Here is a 19,863-nt window from a genome sequence, read left to right as displayed (position 1 = left end):
CCACCACGCGGATATTGACGTCCCTCAGTGTGCGCCTTGAACGAGAGCGGAGTAGGCAGTCGCCATGTTGCAATCCACCAGCAAAACCGCGCCAATCCAGCTTCCTTCGAGCAAGCAGGCATGGTTCGTCGTCATCGCCCTTTCGATTGCTTCTATCGTCAGCTGGATCGACCGCCAGATAATCAACCTGCTGGTAGAGCCGATCAAGGCAGATCTGGCTCTCACCGACGTCCAGATCAGCCTGCTGCAGGGATTTTCCTTTGCGTTGCTTTATGCGTTCATGGCGTTGCCGCTGGCTTGGCTGGCAGATCGCCATAACCGGAAATGGGTGATCCTGGGCGGCTTGATCTGCTGGTCGGCAGCGACATTCTCAAGCGGCCTCGCGATCGGTTTTGCGGTACTGTTTATCACCCGCATGCTGGTGGGGATCGGTGAGGCGACACTCGCTCCCGCAGGCTTCTCGATCATTTCGGATTATTTTTCCAAAGAGAAACTCCCGGCCGCGGTCAGCGTTTTCACCGGCTCCGGCTTCATCGGTTCCGGCTTTGCATTGATGGTCGGCGGGTTCCTCTACGCCAAGCTCGAGGCTATCGGCCCGCAAACACTGCCTTTTGGAACTTTTGCGCCATGGCAGTTGACGTTTATGGCAGTGGCGCTGCTGAGCGTGCCGGTATTCTTCCTGTTGCTGTTCGTGCGCGAACCGCAGCGCCGTGATGACACAGTCGTGCTGGCGACAGACGATGCACCGCCGGCTTTGGAAGTGATCAGTTTCCTGCGATCGCATCTGTGGGTGTTCGCGCCACTGATGCTCGGCTTCGCCTGCTTTGTGGCGGCGCAATACGGGATCGGCTCCTGGGCACCGAGTTTTTTCATCCGGGTCTACGGATGGACCCAGCTTGAAGTCGGCCAGTATTTCGGCCCCGTAGTCATGCTGGCCGGGATCGGCGGAGTTGTGGTGAGCGGCTTCCTAGCTGAGCGTTGGTTGGCGCAGGGCATTGTCGATGCGACAATTCGCCTGCCGGTCTACGCGATCATGCTTGCGATACCGTGTGCGGTAGCATTCCCGCTGGTCGGAAACGCCTGGGCATCCCTGGCGCTGCTCGGCCTCGTCATTTTCCTGGGCACGGTCCCGTTTGGCGCCGGCGTTTCGACATTCCCGCTGATAACGCCCAACCGGATGCGTGCGCAGGTAGTCGCCGTCTACCTGCTCATTGCCAATTTGCTGGGGTACAGCGCCGGCCCGATCCTGATCGCCTGGCTGACGGATTCGGTTTTCGCCTCGCCAGAAGCAATCGACAAATCGCTCGCAGTTGCCTCGCCGGCAATCATGGTCGTCGGCGTGTTCCTGTGCCTTGCGGCACTCCGCCCCTACCGCGCGCTTGCGGCAGCAAGTTCAACCACTCAATCTTCCTTGGAGTCCTGATTAATGGCGCTCATCGCACTAGCCCCGGAAACCACATCCTTCCTTGGCAAGGACAAGAAGATCCTGATTGGCGCGGACTGGCGTGACCCGTCTTCCGACAGCGCGATCGATATCGTCAATCCCGCTGATGGCGATGTGTTGGGCCGGATCGCCGACGCCGCAGTGGCCGATGTCGATCGGGCCGTCATGGCTGCGCGCAAGGCGTTCGACGAAGGCCCATGGCCGCACATGAAGCCCGGCGAGCGCGTCCTGCTGATGAACCGCATCGCCAATCTGATGGAAGCCAATGCGGAGCAGCTGGCCCAGCTTGAAACGCTCGACAATGGCAAGCCGATCAATTTCGCGCGCGGCGATATCGCCGCAGCGATCGGAGCAATCCGCTATTACGCGGGATGGGCCGACAAGATCCAGGGCAGCACGCACAACATCAACATGCCGGGCGAGCACCACGTCTACACCATCAAGGAACCGGTAGGCGTGGCGGCATTGGTGGTGCCGTGGAACTACCCGTTGGTGATGGCAGCGATGAAGCTGGGGCCATGCCTTGCCGCCGGTTGCACTGCGGTTCTGAAGCCTGCCGAGGACACCTCGCTCACGGCTTTGCGGCTGGGCGAGATCATGCTGGAGGCTGGCCTGCCCGAAGGCGTGCTCAACATCGTGACCGGTTATGGCCACACCGTTGGCGCGGCGCTGGTCAACCACCCGGCGATCGACAAGATCGCCTTCACCGGCTCCACCGCGACCGGCAAGGTCATTGCCCATGCGGCTGCCGAAGGGCTCAAGAAAGTCAGCCTTGAGCTGGGCGGCAAGTCGCCCAACATCATCATGCCCGATGCGGATCTCGAGGCAGCGATCCCGGCTTCTGCGCTCGGCATTTTCTACAACAGCGGGCAGACCTGCACTGCGCCTTCGCGCCTTTACGTGCATGAGGATGTGAAGGACGAAGTGATCAAGGGCATCGCCGAATTCGGTAAATCGCTGAAGATCGCGCCGGGCCTTGATGACGAAAGCCAACTGGGCCCGCTGGTTTCGGCGAAGCAGTTCGAGCGCGTGACCGGCTATATCGAAAAAGGCCTGAGCGAAGGGGCGGAAGTCGTCTCGGGCGGTGTTCGTCATGGCAACAGCGGTTACTTCCTGGAGCCGACCGTCATTTCCGGTACCACAAACGACATGACAGTCGTGCGAGAGGAAATTTTCGGCCCGGTACTCGTGACGCAGAGCTTCGCAAGCGAAGATGAGGTCATCGCGCTCGCCAATGACAGCGACTATGGCCTGGCCGGATGCGTCTGGACGAGGGACGTGACAGCGGCACACACAATGGCGCGCAAGATCAAGGCTGGCATCATCGGCGTGAATACGGCGATGGGTGCAGACTGGGACGTGCCGCTGGGTGGCTACAAGCAATCGGGCATCGGGCGTGAGAACAGCCGCGATGGACTGGAGCTTTACCTCAATACCAAATCGGTTTTCACGCAATTGAAGGCGGGCTGGTGAGCGAAACTCTGATTCCAACCGAAGTGCGCCGCGTCGATGTCGGGGACGCGGAAATCCATACCGAGATCACGGGCGATGGCCCGGATCTGTTTCTGGTGGCCGGTCTTGGCGGAAGGGGCGCCTTCTGGACGAAACAGGTCCAGTTTTTCGCCCGACTTTTTCGCGTGATTACATTCGACCACCGCGGATGCGGCGAAAGTACCCCTGACAAGGTCGTCTACGGCGCGGAACACATGGCAGACGATGTGCTGGCGCTGATGGATGCAATGCAGATCGAGCGGGCGAACCTGATCGGGCATTCGACTGGCGGCGCGATAGGACAGCATATCGCGCTGAAAGCGCCGCAGCGGCTGGAAAAGCTGGTCCTGTCGTGCAGCTGGGCCGGGCCGGACACCTATCTGACCGAGCTGTTTCGTACGCGCCGCGAGATCCTGATCAGCTGCGGCCCACTCGCTTATCTTACCATCGGCACATATCTTGCCATGCCGAGCCGCCATCTGCAGCCGCAGATGAAGAGCGCGCGCGCATTCATGGAAGAGCGGCTGGCGGCTTTTCCCGGGCTTGAGGTCGAATTGTCACGCATCAACGCGGTCTACACCCATGACCTGCGCAGCCGCCTGCATCAGATCGCCGTGCCCACTTTCTGTATCGGCGCCATGGATGACCAGCTCACTCCGCCAGGCTTCACCGAAGAGATGGCGCGGCTGATCCCGGGTGCGGAGAAGCATTTGGCGGACCACGGCGGCCACTTCTGTCCGATGGTGGTACCCGATGTCTACAATCCGCGTGTACTCGAATTCCTGAAGAACTGAGGAGCCAGCGCTCATGTCCGTTCACCCGCCAGTTGGCCATATAACCAAGGGCAAATCGGTGATTGTCGGCCCCGACGATGGCCGATCGCTGTGGCAACCGATGCCCAGCCGTGGCTATGTCAATGTCAACCTGACACCCGACAACATGCCGTATGACACCTTTTCCAGCGGCATCCAGGTCATGCCGCCGGGATGTATGGTGCGCGAACACGGCCACAAGCAGAACCACGAGCTGATCTTCGTTTACGAAGGCACTGGCGAGGTCGATATCGACGGTGAGGTGACTGCTTTCGGTCCCGGCACGACGATCCTGTTCGCGCGCAATTGCACGCACTGGATCAAGAACACCGGCGAAACCGACCTGAAGATGTTCTGGGTGTTCTTTCCACCCGGCCTCGAAGACTGGTTCAATGCGATCGGGCGTGAACGCCAGCCCGGTGATCCGATGCCTGAGCCGTTCGATCGCCCCGGCAATGTCCAGGAAGTGATGGACAAGATGCGCTTCCTCCCGCCGCGAGGCAGTTGATCACAGCCATGCGCATCATTACCCAATCCGAAGTGGAGCGCTTGCTCCCGGTGTCCGCCTGCGTAGCTGTTATGCGTGCAGCGATGATCGCGACGTCGCGCGGCGATGTATCCTTGCCGATCCGCCAGTTCATGCCGGTGCCAGGGGCGCCGGGTAAACTGGCGCTGATGCCGGGCTCGCTCGGTGAAGCGGGCGTGGCGGAGGACGCAAGTTTCGGGATCAAGCTCGTCTGCAAATACGAGCGGCCGCATGGCGACCCGCTTGGAACGCATGTCGGCATGGTAATGCTGTTCGATAGTGCCAAGGGGATACCGCTGGCGATGGTCGAAGGCTCCTCGCTGACTGCCATTCGCACCTCAGCGGCCAGCGCTCTGGCGACCGACCTGCTGGCGCGCCCGGATGCCACACGGCTGGCGATCATCGGCAATGGCGAACAGGCCATGCGCCACATCCCCGCGATGCAGGCGGTGCGCCAGATCAGTCATGTCACCGTGTGGGGACGCGACGCCAAACGGGCGGCAGCCTTCGCCCGCGAGGCCACAGACCAGTACGGCATTCCGGTCGAACCGGCAGATGATCCAGCTCCGGCAGTAAAGGATGCCGACATCGTCTGCACAACCACTTCCGCCAAGGAACCTGTGTTGTTCGGGGCGGACCTGAAGCCAGGCCAGCACCTCAATCTTGTCGGATCGGCTATCCCGACAACCTCAGAGGTCGATCATGAGGCAGTCAGGCGCAGTCGCTACTATGTGGACTATCGCCCGGCAGCCATGGCGGCTGCAGGCGAACTGCTGAAGGCGATCGAGGCTGGGATCATAACGGAAGATCACATCGTTGCGGAAATCGGCGAGGTTGCGGCAGGCGACGCCCCGGCGCGTAGCTCTGCGGACGAGATCACCTGCTACAAATCGCTGGGCGTGGCTGCGCAGGATCTTGCTGCAGCGCATATGGTCTGGCGCGCGGCGCAAGCCGAAGGGGCGGGAATCGAGATCGACCTGCTTGCCTAAGACAGGGCGGCGGAGCCGACGCAGTTTCATCGATCACTCACAGGTCCCGGGATGCGGGATGCCGAATGATAGTGCCCGCCAAATGGGCATCTGTTCGCACAGTGGGCAATTAGCTTGAAGAGGCACGACGAGGGAGGGGCTTTTGGCCGAATAGGAAGATCGAGAGGAGCAGTCCTTTTGAATGGGGAGATAAGATATGAGGAACTCACATGCGAATAGCGTTCGGGCGCTGAAGGCCGCTACACTTGCGGCAGCTTCGACCTTGGCGCTTACGGGAACCGGTGCCGCTGCGCAGAGCCAGGGCGCAAACGAAGAAGCTTCGTCGACCGACCAGAACGTGATTATCGTTACTGCGCGTAAGCGCGAAGAAACGCTGCTTGAAGTGCCTTTGGCCATCTCAGTCTTCTCCCAGGAAGAGATTGCCGATCGCGGGATCCAGACGGCTGCCCAGCTTTCGAATTATACGCCCGGCTTCGTTTTCCAGGAGGTGGGCCAGGGCGGTTCATCGGGCCGTGAAAACCCCAACATCCGTTTCCGCGGCGTCGCCGTGCAGAACGAAAACCCCGCAGCGCGCGCCGGTGCGGTGTTCTATGAAGGTGCCTATCTTTCCGCCGGTGCCGGCCTGTTGCCGCTGTTCGATATCGGCCGGGTTGAAGTGATCAAGGGGCCGCAAAATGCCTTCTTCGGCCGCAACACCTTTGCCGGGGCGGTGAACTTCTTCCCGACCGAGCCGGGCGACGAGATCGAAGGTTTCGCACAGGCGCTCTATTCGCCCAGCGATCAGGATACATACCAGGTCAGTGGCGCTGTTTCCCTTCCTCTGGCAGAGAGCCTCGGTGCTCGCGTCGGTGCCTATTATCGCCGGGAAGGAGCCGATTTTACCTATGGTAACGGCGACCCGCTGGGTGAGGACAAGACCTTGGCCCTGCAGGGTACCTTGCTGTTTGATAGCGGACCCATCCGCCTGAAAACCACCGCTTACTGGGTCGACGCCGAAGATACACGCGGCCTTGTTTCGCTCGATTACACGACTGCACCGGGCGATTGCGACCTGGTCTACAGCGGCAGGCTGCGCGACATTGCGACTGGCGATGAAATCGGCGATTTCTCGACCGATCTCTCCTTGAGCAATCGCGGGACGTTCTGCGGCAACATTCCTGACTATGACAAGAACGGCTTCAATGTTTCGCCGGTCGGCAGCTTCGAAGGGAATACCGTTCCGCTTAGCCCATTCAGTGCACAAATCCCGTTTTACCAAACGCTTCCTCCGGAAGCACAAGGTCTCCCGATCCCGAGCGCTCCCAATGGGCTTGGCAACAATTACTATACCTGGCGTGTGAACCAGTCAGGCGATTTTGAACTGGGCGATCACACGATCAGCGCGATCCTCTCATACGGTCGTGCGGGCAATTACCGGATCAACGATACCAACTATGGACAAAGCGATCCGGCAAGCCCGAACATCCTGGTTGGGGCACTGGCGTCTTATGCGGCTGACCTGGTCGGCGAAATCCGGATTGCTTCTCCCGATGACAAGCGGCTGCGTTACGTATTCGGTTACAGTCATATCGACTCGAAGGTCCGGCTGATCGAGTTCCCGCTGTTCGCAGGTTTCGGCGGCGCCTCTGATGACAACCCGCTTACCTTCTCCGATCTGACATCGGATGCACTGTTCGGTTCGGTCGATTTCGACATAACCGACCAGCTGACCCTGTCGGTGGAAGGTCGCTATGCTTGGGACACGCTGACCACGGTCTACAACGGCCCGACGCTGCGTGACTATGACCGGAACAATCTGCCGGCTAGTGTCAGGTTCGTTGCCGACAAGGACCAGAAGCTCAACAAGTTCATGCCGCGTGTCTTGCTGTCCTATAATCCTAATGACAGCCTGAATATCTACGGCAGCTTCGCTTTGAGCTATCTGCTGGGGCAAGACACCAATATCACAGAATATGCGCTGCTGTTCCCCAATGCCGCAGACCTTGGCCTGACGGTCGAGAATATCGGCCTGTTCACCGACCCGCAAAAGCTCACTGCCTACGAGATTGGCGTCAAGGCACAGCCAACCTCGAACCTCAGCGTATCGGTTGCTGCCTACATGATGGACTGGAAGAACCAGATCACCTTCAACCTGGGGCCGCAGTTCCGCCCGCTCTACACGGCCGGCGACTCCGAATATAAGGGGATCGAAGCAGAGGCGACATTCAAGCCGGTGCCATGGTTGAACCTCAACGGCTACATCAGTTATGTGGATGCGCAGTTCACCGATTTTGGCGGCACCGGCTCGGTTGTGACCCAGATCCTTTTCCCGGGTATTTCGGGATCAACCAACATTTCGTCGGATGGTCTGGTTCCGCGTTACATCTCGAAATGGACCAGCGCCTTCGGTGCACGGGTTGCCCTGGATCAGCTGTTCAACCTTGATCGCGAGGTCTTCTTCCGGATCGACGGCAATTACACCGGCGACTTCTATGAGGACAACCTCGAATACAACAAGATCAACGGCTTCTGGAAGTTCAATGCCCGTCTGGGTGCGAAGGTCACCGACAGCCTGCGCATTGATCTTTACGGGTTGAACCTGACCGATGATCTCAGCTTCACATCGTCGGGTGGTACAACCACCGGTTCTTTGGGCTCGGCGGTACCTTTCGCTACTCGGAAGACCTTCGGTACCCTGCCACGGGCGCGCGAGATCGGTGTCGAACTTCGGCTCGACTTCTAAGCGTGCAGGCCGGTCGGCCTGAGCAAATACGAGCCGGGCGCTTTGCAGGGGTTTGGACTGCTGGCGCCCGGTTTCAGGCAAAATGGCCTATTGGCCGTGGAGTAAGGACCCGATGATCGATCGTGTTGCGGTGAGTCTGTTCGCAGCGTGCCTGACCGCAGGTTGTGCAGCGAGCTATTCCGTGCCCGAATTATCCTCCGCCGGCCAGGAGGCACCCGGCGTTGCGCCAGTATCTGCTGCTGGTGGCGAAGCGGTCCCGGGAATGAACGTTTACGAAGTAACCGACACCTCCGCATATTCGGACGAAGATGAGGCCGAGTATCTGCGCCGCTTCAACCGGTTGATGGATGATGCGAGATCCGGGATCGGACTTGATTCCTACGATCCGCTCGAACCGGTGCCGGGCGCCCCAGCAGCAACGCAGATGCCCGCCACCGCATCTCCGGCATTATCCGCTCAGGCAATCGCACAAGCACATGATTATGTGGCGGCGCGCAACACTTCGGCCTTCCTTGTCTGGAAGGATGGCGCGCTCCAGCATGAAGCCTATTTCGGCGATTTTGACGCCACGACGCCAATAGTCTCGAAGTCCTTGGCGAAACCGATCACGGCGCTGCTCGTTGGGCGCGCACTCATGCAGGGTCACATCAAGTCGTTAGACCAGCCGGTTGCCGATTTCATCACGGAGTGGAAGGGCGATCCAGAGCGGGAAAAGATCAAGATCCGCTATCTCCTCGACATGCGCAGCGGGCTGTTGCCGCAAGGCTTCTCACCAAAGCCGGAAGACATGCTGAACCGTGCGTACCTGCATCCACGACATGACGAGATCATCATAAACGATTACCCCATGACCCATGAACCGGGCTCGCGGTATGAATATTCCAACGCCAATTCCGAACTGGTTTCGCCGTTAATCGAGCGTGCCACAGGCAAACGCTACAGCGAGTATGTCAGCGAAGCGCTGCTTGAACCGATCGGTGCGATGGGCGGCAGCGTCTGGGTCAATCGGGAGGGTGGTACGGCCCATTCGGGCTGCTGCATGCTGCTTCCTGCGCAAAGCTGGCTGCGCATGGCAATGCTGATCATGAACGACGGCGTCTGGGAAGGTCAGCGGCTGTTGCCGGAAGGATATGTCGCCGAAATGCGGACCGGAACAGCACAAAACCCTTATTATGGATTGGGCCTGTGGATCGCGGGACCCTATATCGAGCGCCGGGGGTTCGCGCACCCGGATGTTCCCTACGGCAAGGTCGAACATTCCGAACCCTATCTCGATAAGGACCTGTTCCTGTTTGACGGCAATTCAAACCAGGTAGTCTACATGATACCGTCCCAGAACATGATCGTTCTGCGGACCGGCGCGCGGCCGCCGAATGAGGCCCCTTGGGACAACACCGTCTTACCCAATATGCTGATCCGCGACGCAGCCCAGCGTGCTGGCAAACCCATGCCGGAGCCGCAACCGAGGTGACGATGCCAGCAAACAAAAGGGTCATAGCCTGATGGCAACAACAGCTCCCGCCACAAATGCTGCATCGCGAGCGGATGACGACACGCTTTCCGTTTCGCTCAAACTCGGCTGGGGCAGCGGGGCATTCGGAATTGCCTTGCTGATGAACGGGATCGCCGGCCTGATCCTGCTGTTTGCTGCGAGTATCCTGCAGATCGAACCTTGGCTCGCCGGGACCGTGATATTCCTGGCCAAGCTGATCGACGTGGTCACGGACCCGATTGTCGGCGTCTGGAGCGACCGCTTTGAATCGCCTCGTGGGCGCAGGCGTCCGTTCCTGTTCTGGGGAGCAATCACCGGTGCAGCCAGTTTCGCGCTGATATTCACCACGCCTTCGTTCGAAAGCCAGTATGTCTCGGCCCTTTACCTGTTCGTGGTGCTGAGCTTCTATGCGATCGCCTACACGATCTACAATATTCCCTACATCTCGATGCCGGCCGAGATGACCGACAGCTATCATGAGCGTTCCTCGATCCACGCCTATCGCATGGTTTTCGTTTCGCTCGGTTCGCTGATTGCCTCGGCAGGCATCAAATTCGCGCTCGAACGGCTCGGCAAGACGGAGGCTGAAAGCTACGCCATCGTCGGGATTGTGTGCGCTGTCCTGATCTTCATCAGCCTTATGATCGCCTATTATGCGACTGCATCGGCGCGGTTCACGCAGGGAACGAAGAGCACCAAGTCAAACGCCGCGCAGATGGTGGAGGAATTCGGCGCCGTGCGGAGCAACCACCACTTCCTGCGCTTGCTCGGCGTCAAGTTTGCACAGCTCATGGGCGTGCAGACGACCCTGGCGGCATTTGCCTATTTCTTCGTCCAGACCCTGGAACGCAATTTCGACGTGCTGGCGATCTTTGGACTGGTCAGCACGGCGGCTTCGATCATTTCCGCGCCGCTGCTGGTTCGCTTCTCCAAGCGTTTTGGCAAGCGCAACACATACTACCTCGCGGCATCGGCCAATGTTCTTTACGCGCTCAGCTGGTCGCTCGCGAGTGACGCCGAGCCCGCTTGGGCGCTGTTCGTAAGGGCGGCAGTGATTGGTTTTGCGTTCAGCGGAAACGTGGTGATGGCGATGTCCATGCTGACCGATATCATCAATGCAGACGCGAACCGGACCGGGGTAAGGCGCGAAGGTGCCTTCACGGCGCTTTACAGCTTCGTGGAAAAGCTGACCGCCGCCGTTGGGCCATTGATCGTGGGCTTCGCGCTTTCGATCGCCGGGTTCAACAACAAGCTGCCCTTTGATGTTCCGCAAGGCGGGAACGTGAACTTTGCCCTGCTCGTTTCAGTATCATGGTTGCCGGCGCTTTTCGGGCTCATGGCGATTTGGCTACTTTCCGGCTACCGATTGAATGAGGATGATATCAACCGCAAGCACGACCAGGTGACGACATGAACCAGACCTATCAGGACCCTCAATTGCGCCAGCGTGGCCGTGCCTCGGTCGATTTCCTGGCGCAAATGGCGATTGCTTCGAATGACGTGCGTAAAGGTGTCGATGCAGCAATTGCGCAGCGCGTGCCCGATCCGTCTGCTTTGCCCGACGACCTCGACGAGCGGTTGGCCCATATGGATGCCTTGCTGGCTGACTGCGGCGCCTACACGATGCAGCAATTGCTGGGCGACTGGCATGGGCGCATGCATGGCAGGATCGCGGCCGAGGCTTATGAAGAGATCAAGCGCGACTTGACGGAAGCGTTTGAAGCTTCGCAGGCGGGGCCGGCGACACTGGTACTCGATCCAGATCTGCAGCCTCCTGCCTATTGGGATGGCGTAAGCTTCCATCGCACCGGCCCGTGGGACGGGCACCCCGAAATGGGCTATGTCCATGGCGAGATCGTCCATAAGAAGATGGTCGCGCGCTTCTTTCCCGGCGGCATCTTCCAGCAGCGCCGCGATGTGGCCAAGATGGCACCGCGCGACGACTACAAGCGCATCCTGGACATGGGCTGTTCCTCCGGGCATTTCACTACTGGCCTGCAACTGGCCTATCCCGATGCGGAGATCACCGGGGTCGAACTGTCAGCGGAAATGCTCAAGCACGCATGGCGCACGGCCAATGCCAAAGGCTGGAGTTGGAAACTCTACCAGAAGCTGGCGGAGGATACCGGGTTTCCCGACGGGAGTTTTGACCTGGTCGCGAGCTATATCATCCTGCACGAAATGCCGGCCGATGCGATCCGCAAGCTGTTCAAGGAAGCGTTCCGCCTGCTCGAACCCGGTGGCGACATGCTGATGAGCGATGTGACGCGCTTTGCCGATATGGACAAGCTGGCCGTGTGGAAGGCCGATCGCGGAGCGAAATTCGGCGGGGAGCCGCATTGGCGTGAAAGCGCGAGCCTGGACCTGGCCGAAATCGCGCGTGAGGCAGGATTTGTCGACGTGAAGGCGGAAGGAACCTATCCGCACGTCATCCAGGGTCGCAAACCATGAGCGCCGTCGATCCGAAGAGCTTCAATACTCCCGAATCCGACATTTTCGGGCCGCACAATATCGACAATGTGGCCCGTGCCGTGCTGACTTTGACGCGCGAAGTCGCTGTGTTGAGCGACCGGGTGATGGTGCTTGAGGAATTGCTTGAGCAGAACGGCGTTGTGTTGCGCGAAGCGATCGACACCTACCAGCCTTCGGACCAATTTCAGGCGCGGGCGGACAAGGCGCTGCAAGTGATCGCTGGTAATGTCATCGCTGCACTGCAAGGTGCCGATGGCGGCAATTGATACGTCTGGTTTGCAGGGTGTTGTGCGGCGGGGGCGCCTGGCTTCGGCTTTGGTTGTCGGCATCACCCTGGCAGGGTGTGCGACGACCGATCAACGGGTAGCACCGGCCGTTGTATCCACCTGTGCCGAGCGGCTTTCCGGGACCTCTGCTGAAATTTCGCTAACTGCAACTGCCGAGAATGGTCGCAAGGTACCTCTGACTATCTTCGTCCCTGAACAGGCCGGAACCTATCCGCTGATCGGCTTCTCGCATGGTGCCTTTGCCAGCCCGACGCGATATCGCGCGATGCTCGCTTCGCTGGCGGCCGCGGGCTATATCGTGATTGCGCCGATGCATATCGATTCAGAAGAGTTCGGATTGCCGGAGCGGCCGGCGCCGGCGGACACCTGGCGTACGCGCAATCTCGATATGGCGCTGGCGCTTGATCCAACCGCTGAGATCACTGGAGCGCTTGCGGAGCGAGGGATGAAAATCGATCCCGAACGGCTTGCCTCGGTCGGGCACAGCTATGGCGCGATCATGGCGCAATTGCCCGGGGGCGCCATGGCGACGGAGCCGGACGGTTCGCAGGTCAATCGGGCGAATTCAGCGGTTGATGCAGTGGTAGGTTGGTCGCCGCCGGGCCAAGTGCCCGGCATGATTTCGGCAGAAGGCTGGGGCACGCTTGCCAAGCCGACACTCACGATCACCGGCACGGCCGACATCCTGCCTGGATTCATTGATGATTGGCGCGCGCACAAGGCGTCCCATGACTATGCGCCGCAAGGTAATCGCGCACTATGGGTGGGCGAAGGGATCGATCACTATTTTGGCGGCATGTTCGGGCGCGAGAAGCCTGCAACAGCGAGCAGCCAAGCGCTCTTCCGGCGTGCTTTGGCTGTAAGCCTCAATTTCATCGACCGGCATGTCAATCGTGCGGACGTTTGTGCCCTCGGCGATGCGTCGGCCGGCGAAAGCTATCAGGAAGATTGAATATGCGGACACGTGCTCTTGCCCTCGCGATTACGAGCGCGTTGCTGCTGCCTTCCTGTGCCAGCGTAACGGCAACGCCGACTGCAGCTGAGACGGCTTCGTCGAATGCGGCGATTGCCGACCAGGCCTCGCTCTATTCGGATCTCGACAACCCGATGCGGCCGGACGAATTCCAGGGCGCGACGATCCTGGATGTCGAACGCTATCGGCCCACTTATCGCCTTACCGCCTGCACTGCGGCTCCAGTGCCAAAAGCTGAGGCCGCCGACCCGAAGCTTGCCGCGGCGATAGCGGTGGCCAAGGCCTATTCCGACGAGCAGCAAGGCGTCGGCCTGATCGTGATGAAAGACGGCCAGCTGGTTCATGAAAGCTATGCCGACGGGGCTGACGAAACGACGCTGACCGCATCTGCTTCGCAGATGAAATCAGTCCTCGCCCTGCTGTACGGGATCGCGCTCGACAAAGGGATTATCGGTTCGATCGACGATCCAGTGGGCAATTATGTTGCCGAATGGGCTGGAGATCCGCGCGGCGAGATTACGTTGCGCCAGATGCTGACCATGTCGAGCGGGCTTGGCCAGGCCAATTTCATGCAGATGATCTTCGCGCCGGATGTGGCGGCGGTGGCCTTGCAGACTGAACTGGCTACCACTCCGGGCAGCGAATTTGCTTATGGCAACGCGGTAAGCAAGGTACTGGCTCTCGCGCTCGATCACCGGGTCACAGCTGCGGGGTATGCCAGCCTTGAGCAGTTCCTGCATTCGGAACTGTGGTGCCAGATGGGCGGATCGGAGGCGCTGATCTGGCTTGATGCGGCGGGCAAGATGCGCGGTTATGCCGGGTTGCATGCGAACCTGCGGGACTGGGCGCGGATCGGCGAGATCATTCGCAATAAGGGGAGGGCGAATGGCAGGCAGATCGTGTCGGCAGCCTGGATAGCGGCGATGGCAAAGCCGTCGGCGGCCAATGCCCAGTATGGGTTACAGGTCTGGCTGGGGCGTGAGTGGACGCCGCAGCGCGCCTACAGCGCGGCCAATCCCGTCAAGGTTCCGCACGCAGAACCCTTTGTCGCGAAGGACATCGTTTATTTCGACGGGTTTGGCGGGCAGCGGGTATACGTCATGCCGTCCAAGGGGCTAACGATCGCACGTTCGGGGCTCGTCAACCTGCAGTTCGACGATTCAGTCCTGCCTAATTTGCTGGCGCGAGCAATCGACTGATCAGCTGCCATGCGCCTGCACATTGGCTTGTCAGGCGACCGTTCAGTGCATGCCGACCTTCTGGTGATCCGGTGAACGCTCTTTGGCAGAGAGCTCGCCGGCATCTTCCTTGATCTTCATCTTCTTGAAGGTGTCGTACTCGTTGACGCCACCCATTTCGCGCTTGGACCAGGTTGTGGCGAAGCCACGCGGATATTCGCTATCGTCGTCCTTGCGGCCGTCTTCCGACCACAACAGCGGGAACAGCGGCCCGGCGGGCTTTTCGCCATCCAGCATTTCGTCGAAGGAAACGCCAGCGATATTGAGGCAATCGGGGCGTGGCGCCCAGCGGATATCGTCGCCGAACACACGTTCGGAAATCGCGATGCGCCAGTCGTCGGTCGGGTTGCCGCCCGAATAGTGCAGCGCCCATGGGTGGACCACCAGCATATCGCCTGGCTCCATGTCCCAGGTCAGGAAGCGCTTGCCCTCCTGCCCGCGCAGTGGTTCGATATCCGGGTGCGGCACACGGTCATCGGGCTTGATCATTTTGCGCGCGTTGGGGCTGAACAACCAATAGGGCACATCGTCATGCTGCGTTTCAGCCAGCACCTCGAGGCAATTTTCCTTCACGATCGGGGTCAGCGGGATCCAGAGCGATGGCACCATTTTGCCCTCGACGGGAAAACCCATGCGGTCGCAATGCCACAGCGTCTTGGCGTCCGACTGCGGCGGCTTCGCGAAGAATTCGTCGAAATAGAAACGGATTTCCTTCGACTGCAGGACCTTGCCAGCGGCTTCGGCAATCGGGCCTTCGAACATCAGCTTGCGATAGGCCTCCAGTCGGCGCGCCATATATCGCCCCGGTATCGTGGGAAGCAGGCCAACATCCTTCTTCTCGATGATGACCTCGCGTGCGATCGGCTCCAGCAGTTCGATCCAGTCCTTGTCGAGCACCTGGCGCAGGCAAACCACCCCATCGCGCTGGTAATCATCGATATCCTGTTGCGTGACGTCGCGGAGTGGGCGAGAATTGAGAGGCATGAAATTGCTCCTTCGAAAACTCCTCACCGATACCAAATTCGGGTGCCCGGCAGCGCGTTGCCGATTTCATTTGTCCACGCATCGGATATCTCGGTCAAATCGCCGATGTTAGTACTCAAACGAAACCGGCCGTTCGAAGTCATCCCACCTTGGTTCGAGAAGATCGGGATGATCGCGTTCCAGTTTGCTCAGGAACTTGTCCGGAAAGTGCTGCACGCTCGGAATCTTGTAGGCATCCCAATAGCCCAAAAGATGGCCGGGCCTGTCGCCCATGTTCATCCACTTCGAATAGGGGAAGACGTAGACCCCGGTCGATTTGGTCGCGAGGCTGGTGATGCTCTTGTCCATGAAATCGTCATAGTCGACCTCCTGGATAGAGCTTTCCATGTGATTGAGCGGCCAGTCGGGCGGGGCCGAGCGAATGCTGTCGAGTTTCATCTTGCCGTTCTCAAGGCGAAACTGGCGATAGGGGACGGTGTAGCGCGAGCCATCACTGGAGACATTGCGGAACCCCTTGGGCGAATGCACAGTGCCTGGATCGTTGAGCAGCAGGTTGGTCGGTGTGGCGATGGTCTCGCCGGTCAATGGGTTGACCATGGATTCCATGTAATCATTGGTTTCCAGGCTCATCGGCACCGAGATATTGTGCGCATGGATGCGATAGGTGTGGTCCGCCACCTTGCGAAAATAGCTGTACTCCAATCCTTCGTAGCGCAGCATCGGCAGGGGCGGACGGTCGCCAGGCACCATGTAGACCATCCAGTAGAACCATGTGAGCGCTGTCCCTTGGTGCTCCACCAGGTCACGCTCGATCCGGAAATGGGCTTCGAACTCCTCGATCGGATCGTCGAATTCCACGAATTGCGACGTCATCTTGGGATTTTCGGGCCAATGTTGCGCTTGCGCCTTCTTGGCCATTGCTGTCCCGGAATTGAGCATCGCACTACCTGCTGAAAGAGCGGCGGCGGAACCGACAAAGCTGCGTCTACTTATCATGGGGGCTTCTCCAATTCTCGTCGACGAATGCAGCGAGCGCCGCATTGAATGTCTCAGGCCGCTCCGCGAAGGGGGAATGACCACCCGGATCGACGGTCAGAACGCGCGCTTGCGGCAAATAGGCCTGGAGCGTCGCGATGTCGGCCGGGTTGACGGCAAAGTCCGATACGCCATGCACAACGAGCAGCGGCGTCTCCTTCAGCTGCGGCAGCAACGCGAGGTTATCGCTGGGATGCTTGCGCAAGAATGGCTGCGCATAGGGCGGGACCATCAGGCCGAGCAGCCGCGCCCGCTCCTGCCATTCGCGTGAGGGGCCATCCTCGGTTGCCTCGTATAAAAGCGGAGCAAGGATACTGACTGCGGCTTCCTGATCCGTCAGCGACACGCTTTGGCGCAGGTTGTAATATTCGGCCATGTCCTGCGTCACCTGCGGGTCGATTGGCGCAGCTTGAGGCGTTGGAGTGACAAGCCCGCCCAGCGCGCTCACCATGACCAACCCGGAAACGCTGTCAGTCCCTTCGGCCAGAAGGAAGTCGGCCGTTACCAGCGTTCCATAAGACCACGCGACGACGATCGGCCGCTTGAGTCCGGTTGCCGCGATCACGCGGCTGACATCGCCCGCCCAGACGTCGCGCAAGGTGTAGGCTTCCGCTTCGGATGGTTTGCCTGACATACCGTGACCGCGCAGGTCGAACACGACCATGCGATACCGCGTTGCAAGATCAGATCGGAGCTGCGGGCTGAAACTGTCCGCGCCCATCCCGATCCCGTGCAGAAACAGAATTTCGGGCCCGTCTTCAGGCCCTTCGACCGTCACCGCCAGCGGCACGCCTTGATAGCCTTCGACGTAAAAGGTCTCCGCTTGGGCGACCGATCCCGTGAGGAGCGAGAGCAGGATCGCGGCTTGCGCCAGCGCGGCTTTCCAGAAACGGGTCATCGGCGTTTGCCTTTTTGCATCCCGCGGATCGCCGTGTTCACCAGAAATGCCGTGTCCCAATCATCCACGAATTGGCCGTGGCGGAAGATCACCAGCTCTTGCGAAGGCACAGCATGAACGATCCGGAAGCCGCCGCCTTCCATGATCCTGACATCGTCAGCCAGGAACGGTTCGGACTGCGGGATGACCCCTGGCTGACCTTCGAAATAGCCACGCATTTCGACAAAGGGTGAGCCAAGCCACAGGCCCAGCCCGAAATTCGCGTTGCGGGCTGATGGCGTTGCCATGGTCGCAATCCAGCTGGCCGGCACCACTTGCCGCCCTTGCCATTTGCCTTGATTGGCAAGCAGCACGCCAAGTCGCGTCCAGTCGCGCGCCGTTGCCCGCATGCAGCACATGGTGCGGGCGGTGCCACCGGGCCGGTCGAACTGGAATGTCGCATTAGATCCGCCCATCGGCTGCCAGATGTGCCGCGAGACGAGCGTCTGGATCGGGGTGCCGGTTGCCCGTTCGATGACCAGCGCCAGCAGCTGCATGTTTTCCTGCGCGACCTCGAACCTGGTGCCAGGCGCGGTCACCAGATCGTAGGCGAGAGCGGCACGAACCACATCGCCGCAATAAACGAGGCACAGGTCCTTGTTTCCTTCGATCTGGTCGGCTGGCATTTGCCTGGCGACTTCCAGGCCGGATACATTCTGGGCAAGCTGGCGGATCGAAATCTTCCCGCGGGGATCTTCCTGCCATTCGGTGATGAACTTGCCGATCGGATCGTCGAGCGACAATTTGCCGTCCTCTGCCGCAAAACCCAGAACCATCGGCGTGACCGAGCGGGAGATGGCCCGACCGTTAAGCAGTTGGTCGGGCCTGGTGTCGTTCCAGTACCGTTCGAGCAGTACCTGGCCCTTATGGATCACGATCAGGACGTTGCTTTTCCGTGCCTCGGCCCAAGCTTCCATATCCCGCAGTGCGGCGGGCGAAATGGTCTCACGCCCCTGCTCGACCTGCGGCAGGAAGGGGGCAGGGGCGCCTTCGATCACCGCGTCTGGCCAGTAGAACCAGTCAGGTGGTTCGAACGGGTCTTCGGGTTGCGAGGCCAAGCGCCAGAAAAAGACGGGATCGTTGTAGCGCCAGTCAGTGATTGCTTGGTCCGGGTTTGAGACATTCGGGGGAAAATCTTGCGCCAGCAACGGTGCGGACCATCCCAGCAAGCAAGCCGCCAGGCAGATTTCAGCGCGGTGGAGCGCTGCCTCGATCCTGCTACGGCTGTTGGCCCGTTGCATCAGGCGGCGGCTTCCCCGTGACTGCCCTTCCATCCGCCCAGCGCATACCAGGCTGCGGCGCGACCATGATCTTCCTTCTCGCCCTCGTCGGCGGTGGCGGTGAAAACGCTGCGATCGACCACGGCCTTGACGTGATCCTCGAACACTTCGCTTTCGTCGAACCCGGCATCCTGCATCATGCCGGTAAGGTTCAGCGTGTGGACCGTGCTCCAGAATGGCTCGTTGTTATTGAACGAATCCCAGTCGCGGATGAACTGCTCGTAGACCGGCATTTCCGGCTTGTAGGGCGGCTGCTCGAGGTGCAGCATGAGCCCGCCTTCAGCGAGCACGCGATACCCCTCGGCCATGATCCGGGGCAGCGCCGAGCGGCTGGTTTCGTGCATGAACATGGTGGTTTGCACCCAGTCGAAATGCCCGTCCGCCCAGCGCGACAGGTCTTCCGCATTGGCCTGGATGAAAGTGATGTTGTGCGCGCCCAGCGCCCGAGCACGGGCATGGCCATACCGCAGCACGGGTGCGGCGGTGTCTATCGCGACAATCTCCGTTTCCGGAAACGCCAGCGCCAGCGGGACGATATTGTGCCCGATTGTCACACCGATATCGAGCACGCGGCGCGGCTGCCAGCCCGGCCGGGTGCGTTTGATCCAGTCGACGATGGCCTGCCCCGCACCGTCGGACAGCGCGCCAATGCCGCCCGCCGTGGTCGCGAAGATGCCACTGTCGTAATTTGCACCCGCTGAGAAATCGCCAGGGCATTCTTCCCCGTGATAGCTTCCCGGCATGCAATGGATATCTACGGCATCCTGATAACGCGGGGTGGAAATCGTTGGGTCAAGCTCCAGCCCGGGGCCGTTGCCATTGGCTTCGCGTATCTTTTCCGAAAGTTCGGCGTGCTGGCGCAGCACAATGCCGCGCCCGTTCTGCTGGCGGAATTCCATCGAATTGCGCCGCAACGCCGACCACATCCGGTGATACGGGTCTGCATTCATAGCCTTGCGCACTTCGTGGCGGTTGTTCGGTTCGCGGCCATGTTCGGCGATGAATTTCGGCAGTACGCGCTTTTCGTAAGCGAGTGCATTACCGGGCCCGAGTGCCTGCGCCATGTAGCGGTTGAAGTTTGCGAGGAAATTGTACCTCGCCGCTTCGTCATGGTTAGGCTTGGGAAAGACATCATGCTGGTGCACTTCCGTATAGGGCGGTGCGATGCTGATATCGGTCAT

17 protein-coding genes are annotated in these 19,863 nt (G+C 60.0%); 12 read left to right on the top strand and 5 right to left on the bottom strand.

Annotated elements, in window-relative coordinates:
- The first annotated feature begins 64 nt into the window (after positions 1 to 64).
- The 12 genes from G6N82_RS05140 to G6N82_RS05085 all read left to right on the top strand — a co-directional run bounded on the left by G6N82_RS05140 (position 65) and on the right by G6N82_RS05085 (position 14,407).
- Complete coding sequence (locus G6N82_RS05140; protein WP_165194397.1) at positions 65 to 1,423, top strand: MFS transporter; 1,359 nt, start codon at positions 65 to 67, stop codon at positions 1,421 to 1,423.
- 3 nt (positions 1,424 to 1,426) lie between these two features.
- Positions 1,427 to 2,917: an aldehyde dehydrogenase family protein gene (locus G6N82_RS05135; protein WP_165194395.1), complete on the top strand. Its 1,491-nt coding sequence runs from the start codon at positions 1,427 to 1,429 to the stop codon at positions 2,915 to 2,917.
- Entirely contained in the window at positions 2,914 to 3,729 is an 816-nt protein-coding gene (locus G6N82_RS05130; RefSeq protein ID WP_165194393.1) for an alpha/beta fold hydrolase, read from the top strand. The genes G6N82_RS05135 and G6N82_RS05130 overlap by 4 nt, the downstream gene beginning before the upstream one ends.
- A 13-nt stretch (positions 3,730 to 3,742) precedes the next feature.
- On the top strand, positions 3,743 to 4,255 hold the full coding sequence (locus G6N82_RS05125; RefSeq protein ID WP_165194391.1) for a cupin domain-containing protein: 513 nt from the start codon (positions 3,743 to 3,745) through the stop codon (positions 4,253 to 4,255).
- Between the two features lie 8 nt (positions 4,256 to 4,263).
- Positions 4,264 to 5,262 (top strand): ornithine cyclodeaminase family protein, encoded by a 999-nt coding sequence (locus tag G6N82_RS05120; RefSeq protein ID WP_165194389.1) that lies wholly within the window; start codon positions 4,264 to 4,266, stop codon positions 5,260 to 5,262.
- 196 nt (positions 5,263 to 5,458) lie between these two features.
- Complete coding sequence (locus tag G6N82_RS05115; protein ID WP_165194387.1) at positions 5,459 to 7,984, top strand: TonB-dependent receptor; 2,526 nt, start codon at positions 5,459 to 5,461, stop codon at positions 7,982 to 7,984.
- 112 nt (positions 7,985 to 8,096) lie between these two features.
- Positions 8,097 to 9,455, top strand: coding sequence for a serine hydrolase (locus G6N82_RS05110; RefSeq protein WP_165194385.1), 1,359 nt, complete (start codon positions 8,097 to 8,099; stop codon positions 9,453 to 9,455).
- Positions 9,456 to 9,486: 31 nt separating this feature from the next.
- Positions 9,487 to 10,890 carry an MFS transporter gene (locus tag G6N82_RS05105; protein ID WP_165194383.1) on the top strand — a complete coding sequence of 468 codons (1,404 nt, stop codon included), beginning with the start codon at positions 9,487 to 9,489 and terminating at the stop codon, positions 10,888 to 10,890.
- Positions 10,887 to 11,927, top strand: a complete 1,041-nt coding sequence (locus tag G6N82_RS05100) for a class I SAM-dependent methyltransferase (protein ID WP_165194381.1) — start codon at positions 10,887 to 10,889, stop codon at positions 11,925 to 11,927. Before G6N82_RS05105 ends, G6N82_RS05100 begins: the two co-directional genes overlap by 4 nt.
- Positions 11,924 to 12,214 carry a hypothetical protein gene (locus G6N82_RS05095; protein WP_165194379.1) on the top strand — a complete coding sequence of 97 codons (291 nt, stop codon included), beginning with the start codon at positions 11,924 to 11,926 and terminating at the stop codon, positions 12,212 to 12,214. The genes G6N82_RS05100 and G6N82_RS05095 overlap by 4 nt, the downstream gene beginning before the upstream one ends.
- On the top strand, positions 12,174 to 13,187 hold the full coding sequence (locus G6N82_RS05090; protein WP_165194377.1) for a hypothetical protein: 1,014 nt from the start codon (positions 12,174 to 12,176) through the stop codon (positions 13,185 to 13,187). The genes G6N82_RS05095 and G6N82_RS05090 overlap by 41 nt, the downstream gene beginning before the upstream one ends.
- Before the next feature lie 2 nt (positions 13,188 to 13,189).
- The gene (locus G6N82_RS05085) at positions 13,190 to 14,407 is read left to right on the top strand and encodes a serine hydrolase (RefSeq protein ID WP_165194375.1); all 1,218 of its coding nucleotides are present in this window, start codon (positions 13,190 to 13,192) and stop codon (positions 14,405 to 14,407) included.
- A gap of 42 nt (positions 14,408 to 14,449) precedes the next feature.
- On the opposite strand, the gene G6N82_RS05080 is transcribed toward G6N82_RS05085, so the two are convergent.
- The 5 genes from G6N82_RS05080 to G6N82_RS05060 all read right to left on the bottom strand — a co-directional run bounded on the left by G6N82_RS05080 (position 14,450) and on the right by G6N82_RS05060 (position 19,863).
- Positions 14,450 to 15,430, bottom strand: coding sequence for a phytanoyl-CoA dioxygenase family protein (locus G6N82_RS05080; protein ID WP_165194373.1), 981 nt, complete (start codon positions 15,428 to 15,430; stop codon positions 14,450 to 14,452).
- A 108-nt stretch (positions 15,431 to 15,538) separates the two neighbouring features.
- Entirely contained in the window at positions 15,539 to 16,426 is an 888-nt protein-coding gene (locus G6N82_RS05075; RefSeq protein ID WP_165194371.1) for a hypothetical protein, read from the bottom strand.
- Positions 16,416 to 17,363, bottom strand: coding sequence for an alpha/beta hydrolase (locus G6N82_RS05070; RefSeq protein WP_165194368.1), 948 nt, complete (start codon positions 17,361 to 17,363; stop codon positions 16,416 to 16,418). Before G6N82_RS05070 ends, G6N82_RS05075 begins: the two co-directional genes overlap by 11 nt.
- Positions 17,360 to 18,643 carry a serine hydrolase gene (locus G6N82_RS05065; protein WP_165194365.1) on the bottom strand — a complete coding sequence of 428 codons (1,284 nt, stop codon included), beginning with the start codon at positions 18,641 to 18,643 and terminating at the stop codon, positions 17,360 to 17,362. Before G6N82_RS05065 ends, G6N82_RS05070 begins: the two co-directional genes overlap by 4 nt.
- Positions 18,643 to 19,863, bottom strand: a complete 1,221-nt coding sequence (locus G6N82_RS05060; protein WP_165194363.1) for a class I SAM-dependent methyltransferase — start codon at positions 19,861 to 19,863, stop codon at positions 18,643 to 18,645. Before G6N82_RS05060 ends, G6N82_RS05065 begins: the two co-directional genes overlap by 1 nt.

The sequence above is a fragment of the Altererythrobacter sp. BO-6 genome, assembly GCF_011047315.1.
Taxonomy (GTDB): Bacteria; Pseudomonadota; Alphaproteobacteria; order Sphingomonadales; family Sphingomonadaceae; genus Erythrobacter.
This window is presented reverse-complemented; position numbering and strand designations above follow the sequence as displayed.